The organism is Enterobacter cloacae complex sp. FDA-CDC-AR_0132, assembly GCF_003010695.1.
Lineage (GTDB): Bacteria > Pseudomonadota > Gammaproteobacteria > Enterobacterales > Enterobacteriaceae > Enterobacter > Enterobacter ludwigii.
Genome location: NZ_CP027618.1, coordinates 2,754,206 through 2,768,964 on the forward strand (window position 1 = coordinate 2,754,206; position 14,759 = coordinate 2,768,964).

Annotated in this window: 15 protein-coding genes; 9 read left to right on the plus strand and 6 right to left on the minus strand. The window is 57.0% G+C overall.

The annotated features are described in order from the left end of the window. Positions 1–80: 80 nt before the first annotated feature. From pheP to AM379_RS13315, 5 genes are all read left to right on the plus strand, one after another. The gene (gene pheP, locus AM379_RS13295) at positions 81–1,469 is read left to right on the plus strand and encodes a phenylalanine transporter (protein ID WP_059306883.1); all 1,389 of its coding nucleotides are present in this window, start codon (positions 81–83) and stop codon (positions 1,467–1,469) included. Between the two features lie 184 nt (positions 1,470–1,653). Continuing rightward, positions 1,654–2,892, plus strand: a complete 1,239-nt coding sequence (locus AM379_RS13300) for an MFS transporter (protein ID WP_044867815.1) — start codon at positions 1,654–1,656, stop codon at positions 2,890–2,892. A gap of 15 nt (positions 2,893–2,907) precedes the next feature. Continuing rightward, on the plus strand, positions 2,908–3,933 hold the full coding sequence (locus tag AM379_RS13305) for a sugar phosphate isomerase/epimerase family protein (protein ID WP_106503786.1): 1,026 nt from the start codon (positions 2,908–2,910) through the stop codon (positions 3,931–3,933). Continuing rightward, entirely contained in the window at positions 3,926–5,068 is a 1,143-nt protein-coding gene (locus tag AM379_RS13310; protein ID WP_106503787.1) for a Gfo/Idh/MocA family protein, read from the plus strand. Before AM379_RS13305 ends, AM379_RS13310 begins: the two co-directional genes overlap by 8 nt. A gap of 75 nt (positions 5,069–5,143) precedes the next feature. Next, a complete protein-coding gene (locus tag AM379_RS13315; RefSeq protein WP_025204778.1) occupies positions 5,144–6,115 on the plus strand; it encodes a LacI family DNA-binding transcriptional regulator in 972 nt (323 codons plus the stop codon). Here AM379_RS13315 and AM379_RS13320 read toward each other — a convergent pair whose 3' ends face one another. Both AM379_RS13320 and AM379_RS13325 read right to left on the minus strand, forming a co-directional pair. After that, positions 6,116–7,360, minus strand: a complete 1,245-nt coding sequence (locus tag AM379_RS13320; protein WP_020885139.1) for a mechanosensitive ion channel family protein — start codon at positions 7,358–7,360, stop codon at positions 6,116–6,118. It lies immediately after the preceding gene. Between the two features lie 66 nt (positions 7,361–7,426). Continuing rightward, positions 7,427–8,863, minus strand: a complete 1,437-nt coding sequence (locus AM379_RS13325) for an MFS transporter (RefSeq protein WP_032681520.1) — start codon at positions 8,861–8,863, stop codon at positions 7,427–7,429. Positions 8,864–8,970: 107 nt separating this feature from the next. Here AM379_RS13325 and AM379_RS13330 point away from each other — a divergent pair, with 107 nt between their 5' ends. Beyond that, a complete protein-coding gene (locus AM379_RS13330; protein ID WP_014168966.1) occupies positions 8,971–9,840 on the plus strand; it encodes a helix-turn-helix transcriptional regulator in 870 nt (289 codons plus the stop codon). Next, positions 9,837–10,871, plus strand: coding sequence for a hypothetical protein (locus AM379_RS13335; protein ID WP_020885137.1), 1,035 nt, complete (start codon positions 9,837–9,839; stop codon positions 10,869–10,871). Before AM379_RS13330 ends, AM379_RS13335 begins: the two co-directional genes overlap by 4 nt. A 121-nt stretch (positions 10,872–10,992) precedes the next feature. Here AM379_RS13335 and nfsB read toward each other — a convergent pair whose 3' ends face one another. From nfsB to AM379_RS13350, 3 genes are all read right to left on the minus strand, one after another. Then, positions 10,993–11,646 carry an oxygen-insensitive NAD(P)H nitroreductase gene (nfsB, locus tag AM379_RS13340; protein WP_032677585.1) on the minus strand — a complete coding sequence of 218 codons (654 nt, stop codon included), beginning with the start codon at positions 11,644–11,646 and terminating at the stop codon, positions 10,993–10,995. Between the two features lie 121 nt (positions 11,647–11,767). Continuing rightward, positions 11,768–12,136 carry an MmcQ/YjbR family DNA-binding protein gene (locus AM379_RS13345; protein ID WP_020885135.1) on the minus strand — a complete coding sequence of 123 codons (369 nt, stop codon included), beginning with the start codon at positions 12,134–12,136 and terminating at the stop codon, positions 11,768–11,770. Then, positions 12,126–12,716 (minus strand): TetR/AcrR family transcriptional regulator, encoded by a 591-nt coding sequence (locus AM379_RS13350; protein WP_020885134.1) that lies wholly within the window; start codon positions 12,714–12,716, stop codon positions 12,126–12,128. Before AM379_RS13350 ends, AM379_RS13345 begins: the two co-directional genes overlap by 11 nt. 190 nt (positions 12,717–12,906) lie before the next feature. Between AM379_RS13350 and AM379_RS13355 the strand changes: the two genes are divergently transcribed. Together AM379_RS13355 and AM379_RS13360 are read left to right on the plus strand one after the other, a co-directional pair. Next, complete coding sequence (locus tag AM379_RS13355) at positions 12,907–14,010, plus strand: MBL fold metallo-hydrolase (RefSeq protein ID WP_032681517.1); 1,104 nt, start codon at positions 12,907–12,909, stop codon at positions 14,008–14,010. 32 nt (positions 14,011–14,042) lie between these two features. Continuing rightward, the gene (locus AM379_RS13360; protein ID WP_020885132.1) at positions 14,043–14,384 is read left to right on the plus strand and encodes a RamA family antibiotic efflux transcriptional regulator; all 342 of its coding nucleotides are present in this window, start codon (positions 14,043–14,045) and stop codon (positions 14,382–14,384) included. 59 nt (positions 14,385–14,443) lie between these two features. On the opposite strand, the gene AM379_RS13365 is transcribed toward AM379_RS13360, so the two are convergent. Further along, a complete protein-coding gene (locus AM379_RS13365; protein ID WP_025204775.1) occupies positions 14,444–14,692 on the minus strand; it encodes a DUF1158 domain-containing protein in 249 nt (82 codons plus the stop codon). Between the last annotated feature and the right edge of the window lie 67 nt (positions 14,693–14,759).

Consider the following 14,759-nt stretch of genomic DNA (forward strand, 5'->3'; position numbering starts at 1 on the left):
CAGGGATGCCCCATTCCCTTGCTACCACCAGCCTGAAGTGTTAAAACGTGCCCCTTCTAAAAAAGAGACAGGGGTAGGGCGTGAAAGACGCGTCATCCGCTTCAGGCACCGGTAGCGCTGAAGCTTCGTCGGAACAGAATCCGACGCTGCAACGTGGTTTGCAAAATCGACATATACAGTTAATTGCCCTCGGTGGGGCTATCGGTACCGGGCTGTTTCTCGGCATCGGCCCGGCCATTCAGATGGCGGGGCCGGCGGTATTGCTGGGTTATGCCCTCGCCGGGATTATCGCCTTCCTGATCATGCGCCAGCTTGGCGAGATGGTCGTCGAAGAGCCTGTGTCAGGCTCGTTCGCGCACTTTGCGTATAAATACTGGGGCCCGTTTGCGGGGTTCCTCTCCGGCTGGAACTACTGGGTGATGTTTGTGCTGGTGGGGATGGCAGAGCTGACCGCCGCTGGCATCTACATGCAGTACTGGCTCCCGGATGTGCCCACCTGGATTTGGGCGGCGGCCTTCTTCATCATCATTAATGCCATCAACCTTGTGAACGTCCGTTTGTACGGTGAAACCGAGTTCTGGTTTGCGCTCATCAAGGTGCTGGCGATTATCGGCATGATTGGTTTTGGCCTGTGGTTGCTGTTCTCGGGTCACGGCGGTGAGCGTGCCACGATCGACAACCTGTGGCAGCACGGGGGGTTCCTGGCGACCGGCTGGAAGGGGCTTATCCTTTCGCTGGCGGTGATCATGTTCTCTTTCGGCGGGCTGGAGCTGATTGGTATCACCGCCGCTGAAGCGCGCGACCCGCATAAAAGCATTCCGAAAGCGGTCAACCAGGTGGTGTACCGTATTCTGCTGTTCTACATCGGTTCGCTGGTGGTATTGCTCGCGCTCTATCCCTGGGTTGAGGTGAAATCAAACAGCAGTCCGTTTGTGATGATTTTCCACGATCTCAACAGCAATGTGGTGGCCTCAGCGTTGAACTTCGTTATTCTGGTGGCGTCACTTTCGGTCTATAACAGCGGCGTCTACTCTAACAGCCGGATGCTGTTTGGCCTCTCCGTGCAGGGGAATGCGCCGAAGTTCTTAACCCGCGTCAGCCGTCGCGGCGTGCCGGTGAATTCTCTGCTGTTGTCCGGTGCGATCACCTCTTTGGTGGTGGTGATCAACTACCTGCTGCCAAAAGAGGCGTTTGGCCTGCTGATGGCGCTGGTGGTTGCCACCCTGCTGCTGAACTGGATCATGATCTGCCTGGCGCACCTGCGTTTTCGTGCCGCGATGCGTCGCAAGGGACGTGAGACGCAGTTTAAAGCGCTGCTTTATCCGGCAGGAAACTATCTCTGCATCGCTTTCCTCGGGTTGATCCTTGTGCTGATGTGCAGCATGGACGACATGCGGCTTTCCGCGATGCTGCTCCCGGTGTGGGTCATCTTCCTGTTTGTGGCGTTTAAACTTTCCCGCAAGCAATAATGCATGCCGCCCTCTCCCGGTGGGAGAGGGCGAGCCGTCTGGTTTCTCATCCCAACGCGATTAACCTCTTTATCGTGACCCCTCTCCCAAATCTCTCCTGATCCACAGGATCTTTATTTTGTAATCGATTACTTTTCATTTGAGGGTATTTGTAATCGATTACTTTTCTTGGGTGAGGCTCATTATGGTGTCAACAACTGAAAGTAGTGGAAAGGTGATAGCGCAGCACCGGCTGCTGGTTCCGCGTCTGTCGCTGATGATGTTTCTGCAGTTTTTTATCTGGGGTAGCTGGTCGGTCACGCTGGGTCTGGTGATGACCCAGCACAACATGTCGTTGCTGATTGGCGATGCGTTCTCCGCCGGGCCCATCGCCTCTATTTTGTCGCCGTTCGTGCTCGGGATGCTTGTGGATCGCTTCTTCGCCTCGCAGAAGGTGATGGCGGTAATGCACCTGGCGGGCGCGGCTATCCTGTGGTTCGTTCCGGGGGCGCTGATCGCTGAAAATGGTGCGCTGCTGATCGGCCTGCTGTTTGGCTACACGCTTTGCTATATGCCGACGCTGGCGTTAACGAACAACATCGCGTTTCACAGCCTGGCAAACGTCGATAAAACCTTCCCGGTGGTGCGCGTGTTCGGCACTATCGGCTGGATTGTCGCGGGGATCTTTATCGGCGTTACCGGCGTGGCCTCCAGCGTCACGATCTTCCAGGTTGCGGCGGCGAGCTCCGTGCTGCTGGCGCTCTACAGCCTGACGCTGCCGCACACGCCCGCCCCGGCAAAAGGGCTGCCGGTCCAGATTCGCGATCTGTTCTGCGCTGATGCGTTTGCCCTGCTGAAAACCCGCCACTTCCTGGTCTTTTCCGTCTGCGCAATGCTGATTTCCGTGCCGCTTGGCACCTACTACGCTTACACCGCCTCATATCTGGCGGATGCCGGGATTGCTGATGTCAGCACCGCGATGTCGTTCGGCCAGATGTCAGAGATTGTCTTCATGCTGGTGATCCCGCTGCTTTTCCGTCGTCTGGGCGTGAAAGTCATGCTGCTGGTCGGCATGCTGGCGTGGTTTGTCCGTTACGCGATGTTTGCCATGGGGGTGAGTGAGGAGGGACGTTTCCTGCTCTATCTCGGCATCCTGCTGCACGGTGTGTGCTATGACTTCTTCTTTGTGGTGGGCTTTATCTATACCGACCGCGTGGCGGGCGAAAAGGTGAAAGGCCAGGCGCAGAGCATGATCGTGATGTTCACCTATGGCATCGGCATGCTGCTTGGTTCGCAGATTTCTGGCGCGCTGTATAACCGTCTGGTGGCGGGACAGGCCGTGCCGCAGGCGTGGGTCACCTTCTGGTGGATCCCGGCGGTGGCGGCAGCGGTGATTGCGCTGATTTTCCTTCTCACGTTCAAATATGACGATGACAAGGCGTAACGTTCAGGAGGTGGTATGAGAACGATTAAGGGACCCGGTATTTTCCTGTCGCAGTTTATCAGCGCAGAAACGCCGTTTAACTCGCTGGATGGGCTGGCAGGCTGGGCAGCAGGTAAGGGCTACAAAGCCGTGCAGATCCCCTGCAATCATCCGCACATTTTTGACGTGGAGAAAGCGGCTGAGAGCCAGACCTACTGTGACGACATTACCGGCACGCTGGCGGAGCACGGGCTGGCGATCAGCGAGCTGTCGACCCATCTGGAAGGGCAGCTTATTGCGGTGAACCCGGTCTACGGCGACGCGTTTGACCATTTCGCGCCGGCAGGCGTGCGGGGTAACGACGCGGCCCGTCGGGCGTGGGCGACCAGCAAATTGAATCAGGCGGCGGCGGCCTCCGAAAAATTAGGCCTGACAGCGCACGCCACTTTTTCTGGATCGCTGGCGTGGCCATTTTTCTACCCGTGGCCGCCGCACAACGCGCAGCGTTTTCAGGACGCTTTCCAGACGCTGGCAACCCGCTGGCGGCCCATTCTGGACACTTTTGATGAGTACGGCGTCGATGTCTGTTATGAGCTGCATCCGGGGGAAGACCTGCATGACGGCGTGACGTTTGAGCGTTTTCTGGCGCTTGTGGACAACCACCCGCGCTGCAATATTCTCTACGATCCCAGCCATATGCTGCTTCAGCAGATGGACTACCTGACGTTTATCGATCTCTACCATGCGCGCATTAAAGCGTTTCACGTCAAAGATGCGGAGTTTCGTCCCAACGGGCGCAGCGGCGTATACGGTGGCTACCAGTCGTGGCTTCATCGTCCGGGTCGCTTCCGGTCGCCGGGCGACGGGCAGATCGACTTCACCGGTATTTTCAGCAAACTGACCCAGTACGACTACGAGGGCTGGGCAGTGCTGGAGTGGGAGTGCTGTCTTAAGGATGGCGATACCGGTGCCCGCGAAGGCAGCGAATTTATCCGTCGTCATATCATTCCGGTATCCGGGCGCGCGTTTGACGATTTCGCCGCGGGAGGCAGCCATGATTAACGTCGGGATCGTCGGCAGCGGCTTTATCGGCCCGGCGCACATTGAGGCGCTGCGGCGTCTCGGCAGTGTGCAGGTGGTCGCCCTGTGCGACAGCTCGCTTTCACAAGCGCAGGAAAAGGCGCGCCAGCTGAATGTGCCCCATGCTTACGGGAACGTTGAGGCGCTGCTCGCCCATCCGGATCTGCACGTGGTGCATAACTGCACGCCAAACCATCTGCACGCAGAGATTAATTGCCAGATTTTGCGGGCGGGTAAGCATGTTTTTTCCGAAAAGCCGCTGTGTATGACCCCGGAGGAGGCCCGCGAGCTGGTGGCACTGGCTGAGCAGGCGGGCGTGGTACACGGCGTCAGCTTTGTCTATCGCCAGTTTGCGATGGTGCGCCAGGCGGCCAGCATGAGGCGCGAGGGCAGTCTCGGTCGGCTGTTTGCCACGCATGGCAGCTACCTGCAGGACTGGATGCTGCTGGAAACCGACTACAACTGGCGGGTGGATACCGCGCTGGGCGGTGCGTCGCGCGCGGTGGCGGATATTGGCTCCCACTGGTGCGACACGGTGCAGTTTGTGACCGGGCGGCGGATCACCGACGTGATGGCCGACCTCGCCATCGTCTGGCCAACGCGCAAGGCCAGTGCGGCGGGAAACCGGACCTTCACGGATGATCGCAGCGCGAACGATGAAGACAGACCGGTCACCACCGAAGATTTTGGCTCGGTGCTGGTGCGCTTCGACGATGGCAGCAAAGGCAGTTTTAACGTCTCGCAGGTCAGCGCCGGACGCAAAAATCGGCTGACGTTTGAAATTAACGGCAGCGAACGGTCCGTGGCGTGGGATCAGGAAGTGCCGCAGCAACTCTGGATCGGCCATCGCGCGCAGGCAAACCAGACCCTCTCCGACGATCCAAACCTGATGAACCGTGACGTGGCCGAAAGCGCCCATTTTCCTGGCGGACATATCGAAGGCTGGCCTGATGCCTTTAAAAATATGATGGTGCAGTTTTACCGCGCCGTGATGCAGGGGGAGATGCCGGCACAGCCGCTGTTTGCGACGTTCCATGACGGCGCGAACGTCATGTATATCATTGATGCGATAGTGAAAAGCCATCAGCAACAGCGCTGGGTGCGCGTTGCGTATTGACGCGTTGCCCGGTTCGCCGGGCAACGAATTTATGGTAGCCTGCATAAAACGTTAACCGCAGGAAATGCCGTCGCTATGTCCATTCAGAAAATCGCTCAGCTTGCCGGGGTGTCCGTGGCAACGGTCTCTCGCGTGCTTAACAACAGCGATACCGTGAAAGCGAAAAACCGCGAACGCGTCCTGCAGGCGATCAAAGAGAGTAATTACCAGCCCAACCTGCTGGCGCGCCAGCTGCGAACTGCCCGCAGCTATATGATTCTGGTAATGGTGTCGAACATCGCTAACCCGTTCTGCGCCGAAGTGGTGAAAGGCATTGAAGAGGAAGCCGAAAAGAACGGCTACCGCATTCTGCTGTGCAACTCCGGCTCTGACATTGAACGCTCGCGTTCGGGGCTGAGTTTGCTGTCCGGTAAAATTGTCGACGGCATTATCACCATGGATGCCTTCTCAAAGCTTCCTGAACTGGCCGCCCTGATTGGCGCTGCGCCGTGGGTGCAGTGCGCCGAATACGCCGATGCCGGTGCGGTCTCCTGCGTCGGGATTAACGATGTGGACGCCTCGCAGCATGCGGTCAGCCAGCTTGCCGACGGTGGGCGCGGGCGGATCGCGATGATTAACCACGACCTGAGTTATAAATATGCCCGCCTGCGCGAGCGTGGCTATAAGAGCGTTATCCACCTGAAAGATCTGGCTTACCAGGCGGTGGAATACGCCAGCGATCTCAGCTTCGGCGCCGGAATGGCGGCGATGCAAAACCTGCTGAAGGAAAACCCGCCTGACGCGGTCTTTGCCGTTTCCGATACCCTGGCGGCAGGTGCATTGCATGCGATCCAGCAGGCGGGATTACGCGTGCCGGAAGACATTGCGGTAGTCGGGTTTGACGGTACGGAACTGGCGGAGATGATTTCGCTCACCACCATCGAACAGCCGTCGCGGGATATTGGGCGCAAGGCGGTCGATCTGTTGTTGAATAAAATCGATAACCCGGATGCGCCCACAGAAAGAGTGATGATGGACTGGCGCTTTATCTCCCGCGCCAGCGCCTGATTATTTCGCTATTACGCCAGCCAGCGAGCGAATATCGTTTCCGGTCGGAGACTGATGAATACGCAGACCAAATTCATCCACCACCGCGAATATATGGTCGAAAATATCGGCCTGAATCGCCTCATATTCCGCCCAGACGACCGTGTTAGTGAACGCGTATATTTCAACTGGCAGCCCGTTAGCTTCTGGCGCTAACTGGCGAACCATCAGCGTCATATCTTTACGGATCCGCGGGTGATTACGCAGATATTCATTTAAATAGGCGCGGAAGGTTCCAATATTGGTCATTTTGCGCAGGTTCAGTACCGATTCGCCTTCACCGTTTTCCTGATTCCAGAGCGAAATTTCTTCATGACGCGCCGCCATGTACGGCTTAAGCAGCTTCGCCTGAATCAGCTGCTGTTGCTCCTGCTCGTCGAGGAAGTGGATGCTGGTGGTGTCTATATTCAGGCTACGCTTGATGCGTCGCCCGCCGGAGGCCGACATGCCGCTCCAGTTGATAAAGGCATCAGAGACCAGCGCCCAGGTCGGAATGGTGGTGATGGTATTGTCGAAGTTGCGCACCTTGACGGTGGTCAGGCCAATGTCCGTGACCGTGCCGTTGGCTCCGTATTTTGGCATCTCCAGCCAGTCACCGAGTTTAAGCATGTCATTGGCGGAGAGCTGGATCCCGGCGACAAGCCCGAGGATCGGGTCTTTAAACACCAGCATTAACACCGCAGCCATGGCGCCCAGGCCGCTAATCAGAATGGCTGGCGACTGACCAATCAGCAACGAGATAATTAAAATCCCCACCAGAATAGCGCTCACCAGTTTTATCCCCTGGAAGATGCCCTTCAGCGGGAGCTGCGAGGCTGTCGCCATCTTTTGCGAAAGATTGAAAATGACGTCCAGCAGCGAGAAGAACGAGAGCAGGGCATACACCATCACCCACAGCCTGGCGCAGGTGGTGAGCATTTCCGCGGCTTCGCTGCCTTTTTGCAGCCACAGTACCGCCTGAACGTTGACAATTATCCCCTGCAGGGTAAAAGCGACGCGGTGAAATAACTTGTTCTGGGTAATGATTTGCAACCATAAATGGCTGCTGGCCTGCGCGCGCTTCTCAAAGGCCCGCAGGACCACTTTGTGCAGAATAAAATGAACGATGAGTGCGGTAAGAAAAATAATACCAAAAATAATCACTAAAGAGGTGGTGTGATTAATTTCAATGCCTAACTCTTCAACCTGAGCAATTAATTCCTGCATAACGTCTCCTGTATTGATGCAGCCCCATAATGGCGGCTGCGGATCTATTATGCAAATTCGTCAGGGTTATTTGACGGCGTGGCAGGTCGTCACCACCGGCAGGCACAGCCGATGGCGAACCCGCAGCGTCGCCAGCGCGAGGATCACCATCAGGCCAGTTTCCACCGCGAGGAAGAGGGTGATCGCCTGAGTGTAATCTCCGTGATGATTTTGCAGACCGTGGAGCAAAATCGCGCCAAAGATGGCCGGGCCGAGTCCAAGTGCCGCCTGCTGCAGCGTGCTCAAAATGGCGCTCGCCGCCCCGGCGTCATCAGGCTGAATATCGCGCATGCCAATACGATAAAAACTGTTCACGATCAGCGCCTGACCGTAGCCGACCAGCCCGGTCGCGGGTGCCAGCGTCAGCGCGGTATTGTGCATTCCCCAGAGGCGGAAGGTGACAATCAGCGCCAGCAGGCCCGCTATCTGGATCGCCAGACCGGTCAGCAGAATGGTACTGGTGCTGTAGCGGGCAATCAGACGCGGGGCAAACCACGCTGAAATAAAGTAGGTAACACCCAGGGCGATAAAACTGTTGCCAGACTGCCACGGCGCCATCCCCAGACCGGTTTGCATGGTTAACGCCATGCAGAACATAAAGCCGGACCAGACGCTAAAAAAGAGCAACGCAATCAGCACGCCAAAACGGATACTACGCAACTGCAGCAGTCGCGGCGGGATCAGCGGATGCGCATCGTCCCGCTCTTTTTTGCGGGCGTTGAGGGCCATTAACCCGGCAAGCGGAATAATGGCGATAAGCGCGACCTTGAGCGGCCAGGACCAGTGCCACTGCGGGCCAAGCGCCATCGGGAACAGCAGGCAGCAGAGGATGATCGCCAGCAGGACGGTGCCCGTCCAGTCAATGCTTGATGGCGTGTCGCGGCGGGTTTCCGGCACGTAGCGGCGGCTCATGGCCAGTACCACCAGACAAATCGGCACGTTGATAAAGAAGGCGTTACGCCAGCCGAGGCCGGCAATGTCCGCCGATACCAGCCAGCCTCCGCCCATCTGGCCGACGATAAACGCGATGCCGCCGATGCCGCCAAAGAGGCTGATGGCCTTCGCGTGGGCCGTGCCTTTCAGCGTTACGTGCAGGGTGGCGAGAATTTGCGGCATGATCAGCGCCGCGCCAGCCCCCTGAAGAATACGGGCGCCCAGCAGTTGTTCAATGTTGCCTGCCATTCCGCACAGCAGCGAGGCCAGGCCAAAGCTCGCCACGCCCCACATGAAAAGACGACGGCGGCCAAGGTTATCCCCCAGCTTGCTGCCGAGGGCAAGGCAGACGGCAAAGGCCACACCGTAGAGGGCAACAATTAATTCCAGCTCGGTGGCCGTAGCGTGCAGCGAATGGGTGATAGCATCCAGCGCCACGTTGGTGATTGAGGTATCAATCAGCGGCAGCATCTGGCCGGTTAACAGCAATATCAGGCCTGCGCGGCCCGGTGAAACGACTGACGTATTCATGGTAACTCCATTGCGTCATTCAACAGATGGTCGTAGCATCAACGATCTGATAAACGGGTACCAGTTCTTGCTTATACTGGTACTGGCACTACCATGCAGGGGGATTTATGGCGCTGATGTCTGAACCCGTCGTCTCGCTCAAGGATGACACCCGAAAACAACTTGGTGCGTTTTTACGCGCCCGACGCGAAAGCCTCGATCCGCAGCGGCTCGGCCTGCCGCGCAGCGGTCGACGCCGCACGCCCGGGCTGCGCCGTGAAGAGGTGGCCCTGCTGGCGGACGTCGGGGTAACCTGGTACACCTGGCTTGAGCAGGGCAGGGACGTCAATCCTTCCAGCGCGGTGATGGCCGCCGTGGCAAAAGCGCTGCAATGTACCCCGACCGAAGCGCGCCATCTTTTTGTGCTGGCCGGGCTACCGCCGGGTGAAGCACCGCAGGCCACCTGCTGTGAAGGGATCAGCGAAGGCACGCGCCGCCTGCTTGATACGTTGATGCCGAAACCGGCCAGCATTCAGAAACCCAATTTCGACATCGTGGCCTGGAACGACAGCTTTGGTCATCTGATGGGTGTCGATTTCAATGCGATCCCCCCGGAAGACCGCAACTGTATTTATCTGTTCCTGACCCACCCGGCATGGCGCGCCCGTCTCGGCAGACGTGACGATGTGCTGCCCGTCTTTGTCTCCTATTTCCGGGCGGCGATGGCCGAGCACCGGGGTGACCCGCTGTGGGAAGCCAAACTGGCGCGCTTCTTTGCGGTGTCTGAGGAGTTTAAAAATCTGTGGCATCAGCGCAATGACGTGCGCGGTGTGGAAAACCAGCTCAAGTTGTTTACCCATCCTGAGCTTGGGGAATTTACCCTGCAGCAGATGTACTGGTACTCTGCTCCACGAAACGGTTCCCGGTTGCTGGTGTATCTGCCAGTAGATGAAGCCGGGGAGAGAGCAATGGAATGGCTGACGGAGCAGGCAAAATGAAGGTTACCGGCAAACAGGAGCGGCTGCTACGCCGCGCACTCAACGAGTGGCAACAGGAAGGCACATTAACCGCTGACGACCATCAGCGGCTGGCCGGTACGCTTCAACGCGTGACCATGGACTGGCAGCGGCTGAGCCGCTACGCCTTCTGGACGGCACTCGCCTGCGTCATTATCGCCATCGGCAGCCTGTTTTCTGACAGCGAACTGATGGCGCGCATTATTGAATTCTTCGCTTTTTCCTCCCTTGCCCGCATCGGGCTGCCGGCGCTCCTGGCCGTGCTGTTTTATTTGTGGGGCTTCAGCCGCCAGCGGCGGGAGACGCAGTGGCATTACAGCACCGAAGCGATTTTGTTCCTCGGAGTCTTGTTTACCGCCATCGCGCTCTGGCAGCTGGGTGAACGGCTGGATAATGGCAGCGGCCACATCGCGCCACTGTTCCTGGCCGGCTGTGCCGTCTATGGTCTGGTAGGCTTTTTCGGCCGCTCCGGGCTGGTCTGGCTGTTCTTCTTGCTCTCGCTTGGCAACTGGTTTGGCGCGGAGACGGGCTATATGTCCGGCTGGGGGGCTTACTGGCTGGGGATGAACTATCCGGTGCGCTTTATCTTTTTCGGCGGCGCGCTGCTGGCCCTGTGCTGGATCCTGCGTGCTGTGCTGCAGTCCCGTCATCTCTACACCACCAGTAAAGCGATGGGGCTGACGTATCTCTTTGTCGCCCTGTGGATCATGTCGATATTTGGTAATTACGATATCGATAACTGGTACAGCGTGACCCAGGCCTCGTTGCTGCCGTGGGCGCTGCTGTTTGCGGTGGCAGCGGTTCTCTGTATTTACATCAGTCTGAAAACCGACGACGGCATGCTGCGCGGGTTTGGCCTGACGTTCCTCGCCATTAACCTCTATACCCGCTACTTCGAATACTTCTGGGATGGGATGAACAAGGTGGTGTTCTTCCTGATTCTGGCGGCGTCGCTGGCGGTGATAGGGCGGTATGCGGAGCGGATCTGGCATGCCGGGCGTGCGGAGAAGTAAGTTTTGCGCGTGTTGATCGGGAAGACGCAGAAAACGCCGTCTGCGTGAGATGCTGACTCAATGGCGAAACCAGGCAGATGACGCGTGATTGAAAACGGGCCGCAGTTGCGGCCCGTTTGTCTTAGCACTCGGTCACAATCGTGCTCAGCGGCAGGCGAGATTTTGGCAGCGTGGCGTTGAAATCTTCCACGCTGTGGTGTCCAACCGGGACCACCACCAGGCTGGTGAAGCCTTTCTCTTTCAGGCCAAACTCTTCGTCGAGGATGGCGGCGTCAAAACCTTCAATGGGTACGGCATCCAGGCCCAGCGCGGCCACGCCTAACAGGAAGTTACCGACGTTGAGGTAAACCTGTTTCGCCATCCACTGGTCGTCATCTTTCAGATCCACGCGGTGCATGTCGGCGAAATAGCAGCGACCTTTGTGATTCGCCGCTTTTGCTTCTGGGGTGTTGAAGCGACCGTCGGCCTCTTCCTGATCCACGACGCGCTCAAGCCACGCATCGTCCATGGCGGTTTTCGCGCAGAACACCACCACATGAGAGGCGTCCATCATTTTGCGTTCGTTGAACACGTAAGTGCCCGCCGCAGATTTGGCCACGCGCGCTTTACCTTCCTCAGTGCTGGCAATAATAAAATGCCACGGCTGGGAGTTCGTGCTGGACGGGCTGTACTGCAGCAGGGTTTTGATCTTCTCCGCTTCTTCAGCGGTCAGTTTCTTGCTTGGGTCAAACGCCTTGGTGGAGTGGCGTTTCAGGGCAACGGAAATGATATCCATAACAACTCCTGGTGATAAAATTCGCCCGCGTGCGGGCGCGAAAAGGAGTGCAGATTACCGTGCGAAGCGGGAAAAGATAAGTGCATTTTGAGCGCTTAATCTGTTCGTCTCAGACGAACAATCAGCGCGGCCTGATCCATTTCTGGTCTTTTTTCGGCAGCTTATCGACGACCAGATTCCAGGAATCGTTGATGAGATCGGCCACCAGTTCCGGCGTAACATCGTCGGTGCCGTAGAGTGAAATCCAGTGCTTTTTATTGAGATGATACCCCGGCTCAACGCCGCGGTAGATCTGCTGGTTTAACAGGGATTTTTCCGGATCGGATTTCAGGCTGACATGCGGTCGCCCGTGAGCAACCGCAACAATCATGAAAATCTTGCCACCCACTTTAAACACATCAAATTCCGGCCCGAACGGCCAGCAGTGTTCGGTGAACGGCAGTTCCAGCGCCACGCGTTTGGCGTGTTCCTGCAGCGATTTACTGTCCATCAATATCCTCGGAGGCGAGTCCACGCCACATGGCTTCAAAGCCCAGCGCTTTAAAATCGACGGCGCGGGACGGATCGCGGGTGGCAAATTCCATGGTGGTTTCGGCAAGCGATAAGAACATGGCATCACCAAAGGTACGAAACTCATCGGACATAAATACCGGGCGCACTGCGCGACGGCACAGTTCATGCAGCTCCGGGAACATCTCCTGCACGGCCTGCTCCGTTTCGGCGCTGATCTTCTCGCTGACGCCAAGCTGGCGAATGGCGGCGTGAGCGACAGGATTACGGATGCCCCAGTCCACGTAGCTGTTCCAGATATTGCGGGTATGTTCTTTGGGGAGGGTGAGCGTGCGATCAAGCTCCGCCAGCATCGTCTGGCAGAGATCCTGCTTCAGGTGCAGATAGAGGGCATTCAGCAGATCGTCTTTGGTAGCAAAGTAGCGGAACAGTGTGCCTTCAGCGACGCCCGCGTTCCGGGCAATTAAGGCCGTTGAGGCGGCAATACCTGACTGTGCAAATGCAGCGGTTGCTGCGTCCAGTAAGGCCTGTTTTTTATCTTCACTCTTCGGACGTGCCACTAAATTGTTCCTCCTGTCAATTGTAAAAACCTTGATTGAAACACGTGCTTTGACAGGCTGCAACGCGCAATGTCAAAGATCGAAAACGTCTTGACGACTTTATCATCATATCTATAATGAGTGCTTACTCACTCATAATCAAGTTCAACCCGCGTAAACCATCGGATGGGGCGCGTTTTCGGGTCAGGATATGAAAAAGCCTCTATTCATCTGCGTGGTGTTCGTCATGATTATTGCTTCAGCTGCGAGTTTACCTTTTATCCTGAATCCTGGATTTGGCCAGCCACCGCAGGGTGCGCAGCTTACCGAAGTGGAGGCCTCCCCGCAGTATCGCGACGGGAAATTCCACAATACGTTGCCGACACCGGGCTTCACCGGCGAGCAAAATATGCTGGTAGCGTGGTGGCAATTTCTGACCCGCAAAACCGAAAATGCCCGTCCCGCGCAGCCGCTGCCGCTGGTGAAAACCGATCTCGCCAGTCTGCCGCTGGAGCAGGACACGCTGGTCTGGCTCGGACACTCGTCGTGGTATATGCAGCTGGCGGGTAAACGTATTCTGATTGACCCGGTGCTCAGTAACTATGCCGCGCCGTTCTCGTTCCTTAATAAAGCTTTTGCGGGCGAGTATCCCTGGCATGCGCAGAACATGCCGGAGATCGACCTGCTGATCATCTCCCACGATCACTACGATCATCTGGATTACGCCACCATCAGGGCGTTACTGCCGAAGGTGAAACGTGTGGTTACCCCGCTGGGCGTTGGATCTCATCTGCGCTACTGGGGCATGAAGCCGGAGATTATCGACGAGCGCGACTGGAACCAGTCGGTGCGCATCAGTGATGACTTAACGGTGCACGTCCTGCCGGCACGTCACTTCTCCGGACGCGGGATTAAACGCGATCAAACCCTGTGGGGGAGCTTTATGTTCGTCACGCCGGCGCAGAAGGTTTATTACAGCGGAGACTCCGGTTACGGCCCGCACTTCAGGGCCATCGGTGAGCAGTTCGGCGAGGTGGATTTAGCCATCATGGAAAACGGCCAGTACGATCGGGACTGGAAGTACATTCACATGATGCCGGCGGAAACGGCGCAGGCGTCGGCTGACCTTAACGCGAAAGCTGTCGTGCCCGGTCATAACGGACGCTTTGTGCTGGCGAAACACACCTGGAACGATCCGCTGATCCAGCTGGCGCAGGCCAGCAAAGATAAAAATTATCGGCTACTGACGCCGGAGCTGGGTGAACCTGTTCACGTGAGTGATACCACGCAAACCTTTCGTGAGTGGTGGGAATAATGTTTAAGCGAGAAGCAGAGGGGGAGAGCAGTATGACCATTTCCGCTCAAGTCATCGACACCATCGTCGAGTGGATCGACGACAACCTGCACCAGCCATTACGTATCGAAGAGATCGCCCGCCACGCGGGTTACTCGAAATGGCATCTGCAGCGTTTGTTTATGCAGTATAAGGGCGAAAGTCTCGGGCGTTACATTCGCGAACGCAAGCTGCTGCTGGCAGCGCGTGACCTGCGTGAATCGGACGAGCGTGTCTACGATATCTGTTTGCGCTACGGCTTTGATTCGCAGCAGACGTTTACGCGTATCTTTACCCGTACCTTCAACCAGCCGCCTGGCGCGTACCGCAAAGAGAACCACAGCCGGACACACTGAACGTGTCGTTATGCAGAAATCCGACCGGGTAAGGCGCAGCCGCACCCGGTTTTTTTTACTTACGATGCCAGTGAAAACCAGCGACGCCAGACGAAACGCAGGATGAAGAATTCGAGGGCGCCAAGCAGTAAAAACCACACGCAGAACAAAATGGTGTACAGCTGGTTAAGATCGACCATGTGGAAGATCGTCATCAGCTTTTTCGCCAGCACCAGCCCAAGCGACGGCGCAGGTAACAGCAGGCAGGAGAGCAGGGCCATCAACAAAATGCCCCCCGCTGTGAGCAGCGATTCTAACGGGTGTTTCATCTTAATGTTAATCGTCAGTTAAAAATGTCATTGTCCGGCATCGCGGTACGTAAAGCAATATAAACCC

Coding starts and splice junctions, on each gene's coding strand:
- AM379_RS13310 (WP_106503787.1), top strand. CDS start 3,926: ATGATTAACGTCGGGATCGTCGGCAGCGGCTTTATCGGCCCGGCGCAC.
- AM379_RS13355 (WP_032681517.1), top strand. CDS start 12,907: ATGAAAAAGCCTCTATTCATCTGCGTGGTGTTCGTCATGATTATTGCT.
- AM379_RS13330 (WP_014168966.1), top strand. CDS start 8,971: ATGGCGCTGATGTCTGAACCCGTCGTCTCGCTCAAGGATGACACCCGA.
- AM379_RS13365 (WP_025204775.1), bottom strand. CDS start 14,692: ATGAAACACCCGTTAGAATCGCTGCTCACAGCGGGGGGCATTTTGTTG.
- AM379_RS13320 (WP_020885139.1), bottom strand. CDS start 7,360: ATGCAGGAATTAATTGCTCAGGTTGAAGAGTTAGGCATTGAAATTAAT.
- AM379_RS13345 (WP_020885135.1), bottom strand. CDS start 12,136: ATGGACAGTAAATCGCTGCAGGAACACGCCAAACGCGTGGCGCTGGAA.
- AM379_RS13300 (WP_044867815.1), top strand. CDS start 1,654: ATGGTGTCAACAACTGAAAGTAGTGGAAAGGTGATAGCGCAGCACCGG.
- AM379_RS13325 (WP_032681520.1), bottom strand. CDS start 8,863: ATGAATACGTCAGTCGTTTCACCGGGCCGCGCAGGCCTGATATTGCTG.
- nfsB (WP_032677585.1), bottom strand. CDS start 11,646: ATGGATATCATTTCCGTTGCCCTGAAACGCCACTCCACCAAGGCGTTT.
- AM379_RS13305 (WP_106503786.1), top strand. CDS start 2,908: ATGAGAACGATTAAGGGACCCGGTATTTTCCTGTCGCAGTTTATCAGC.
- AM379_RS13335 (WP_020885137.1), top strand. CDS start 9,837: ATGAAGGTTACCGGCAAACAGGAGCGGCTGCTACGCCGCGCACTCAAC.
- AM379_RS13315 (WP_025204778.1), top strand. CDS start 5,144: ATGTCCATTCAGAAAATCGCTCAGCTTGCCGGGGTGTCCGTGGCAACG.
- AM379_RS13360 (WP_020885132.1), top strand. CDS start 14,043: ATGACCATTTCCGCTCAAGTCATCGACACCATCGTCGAGTGGATCGAC.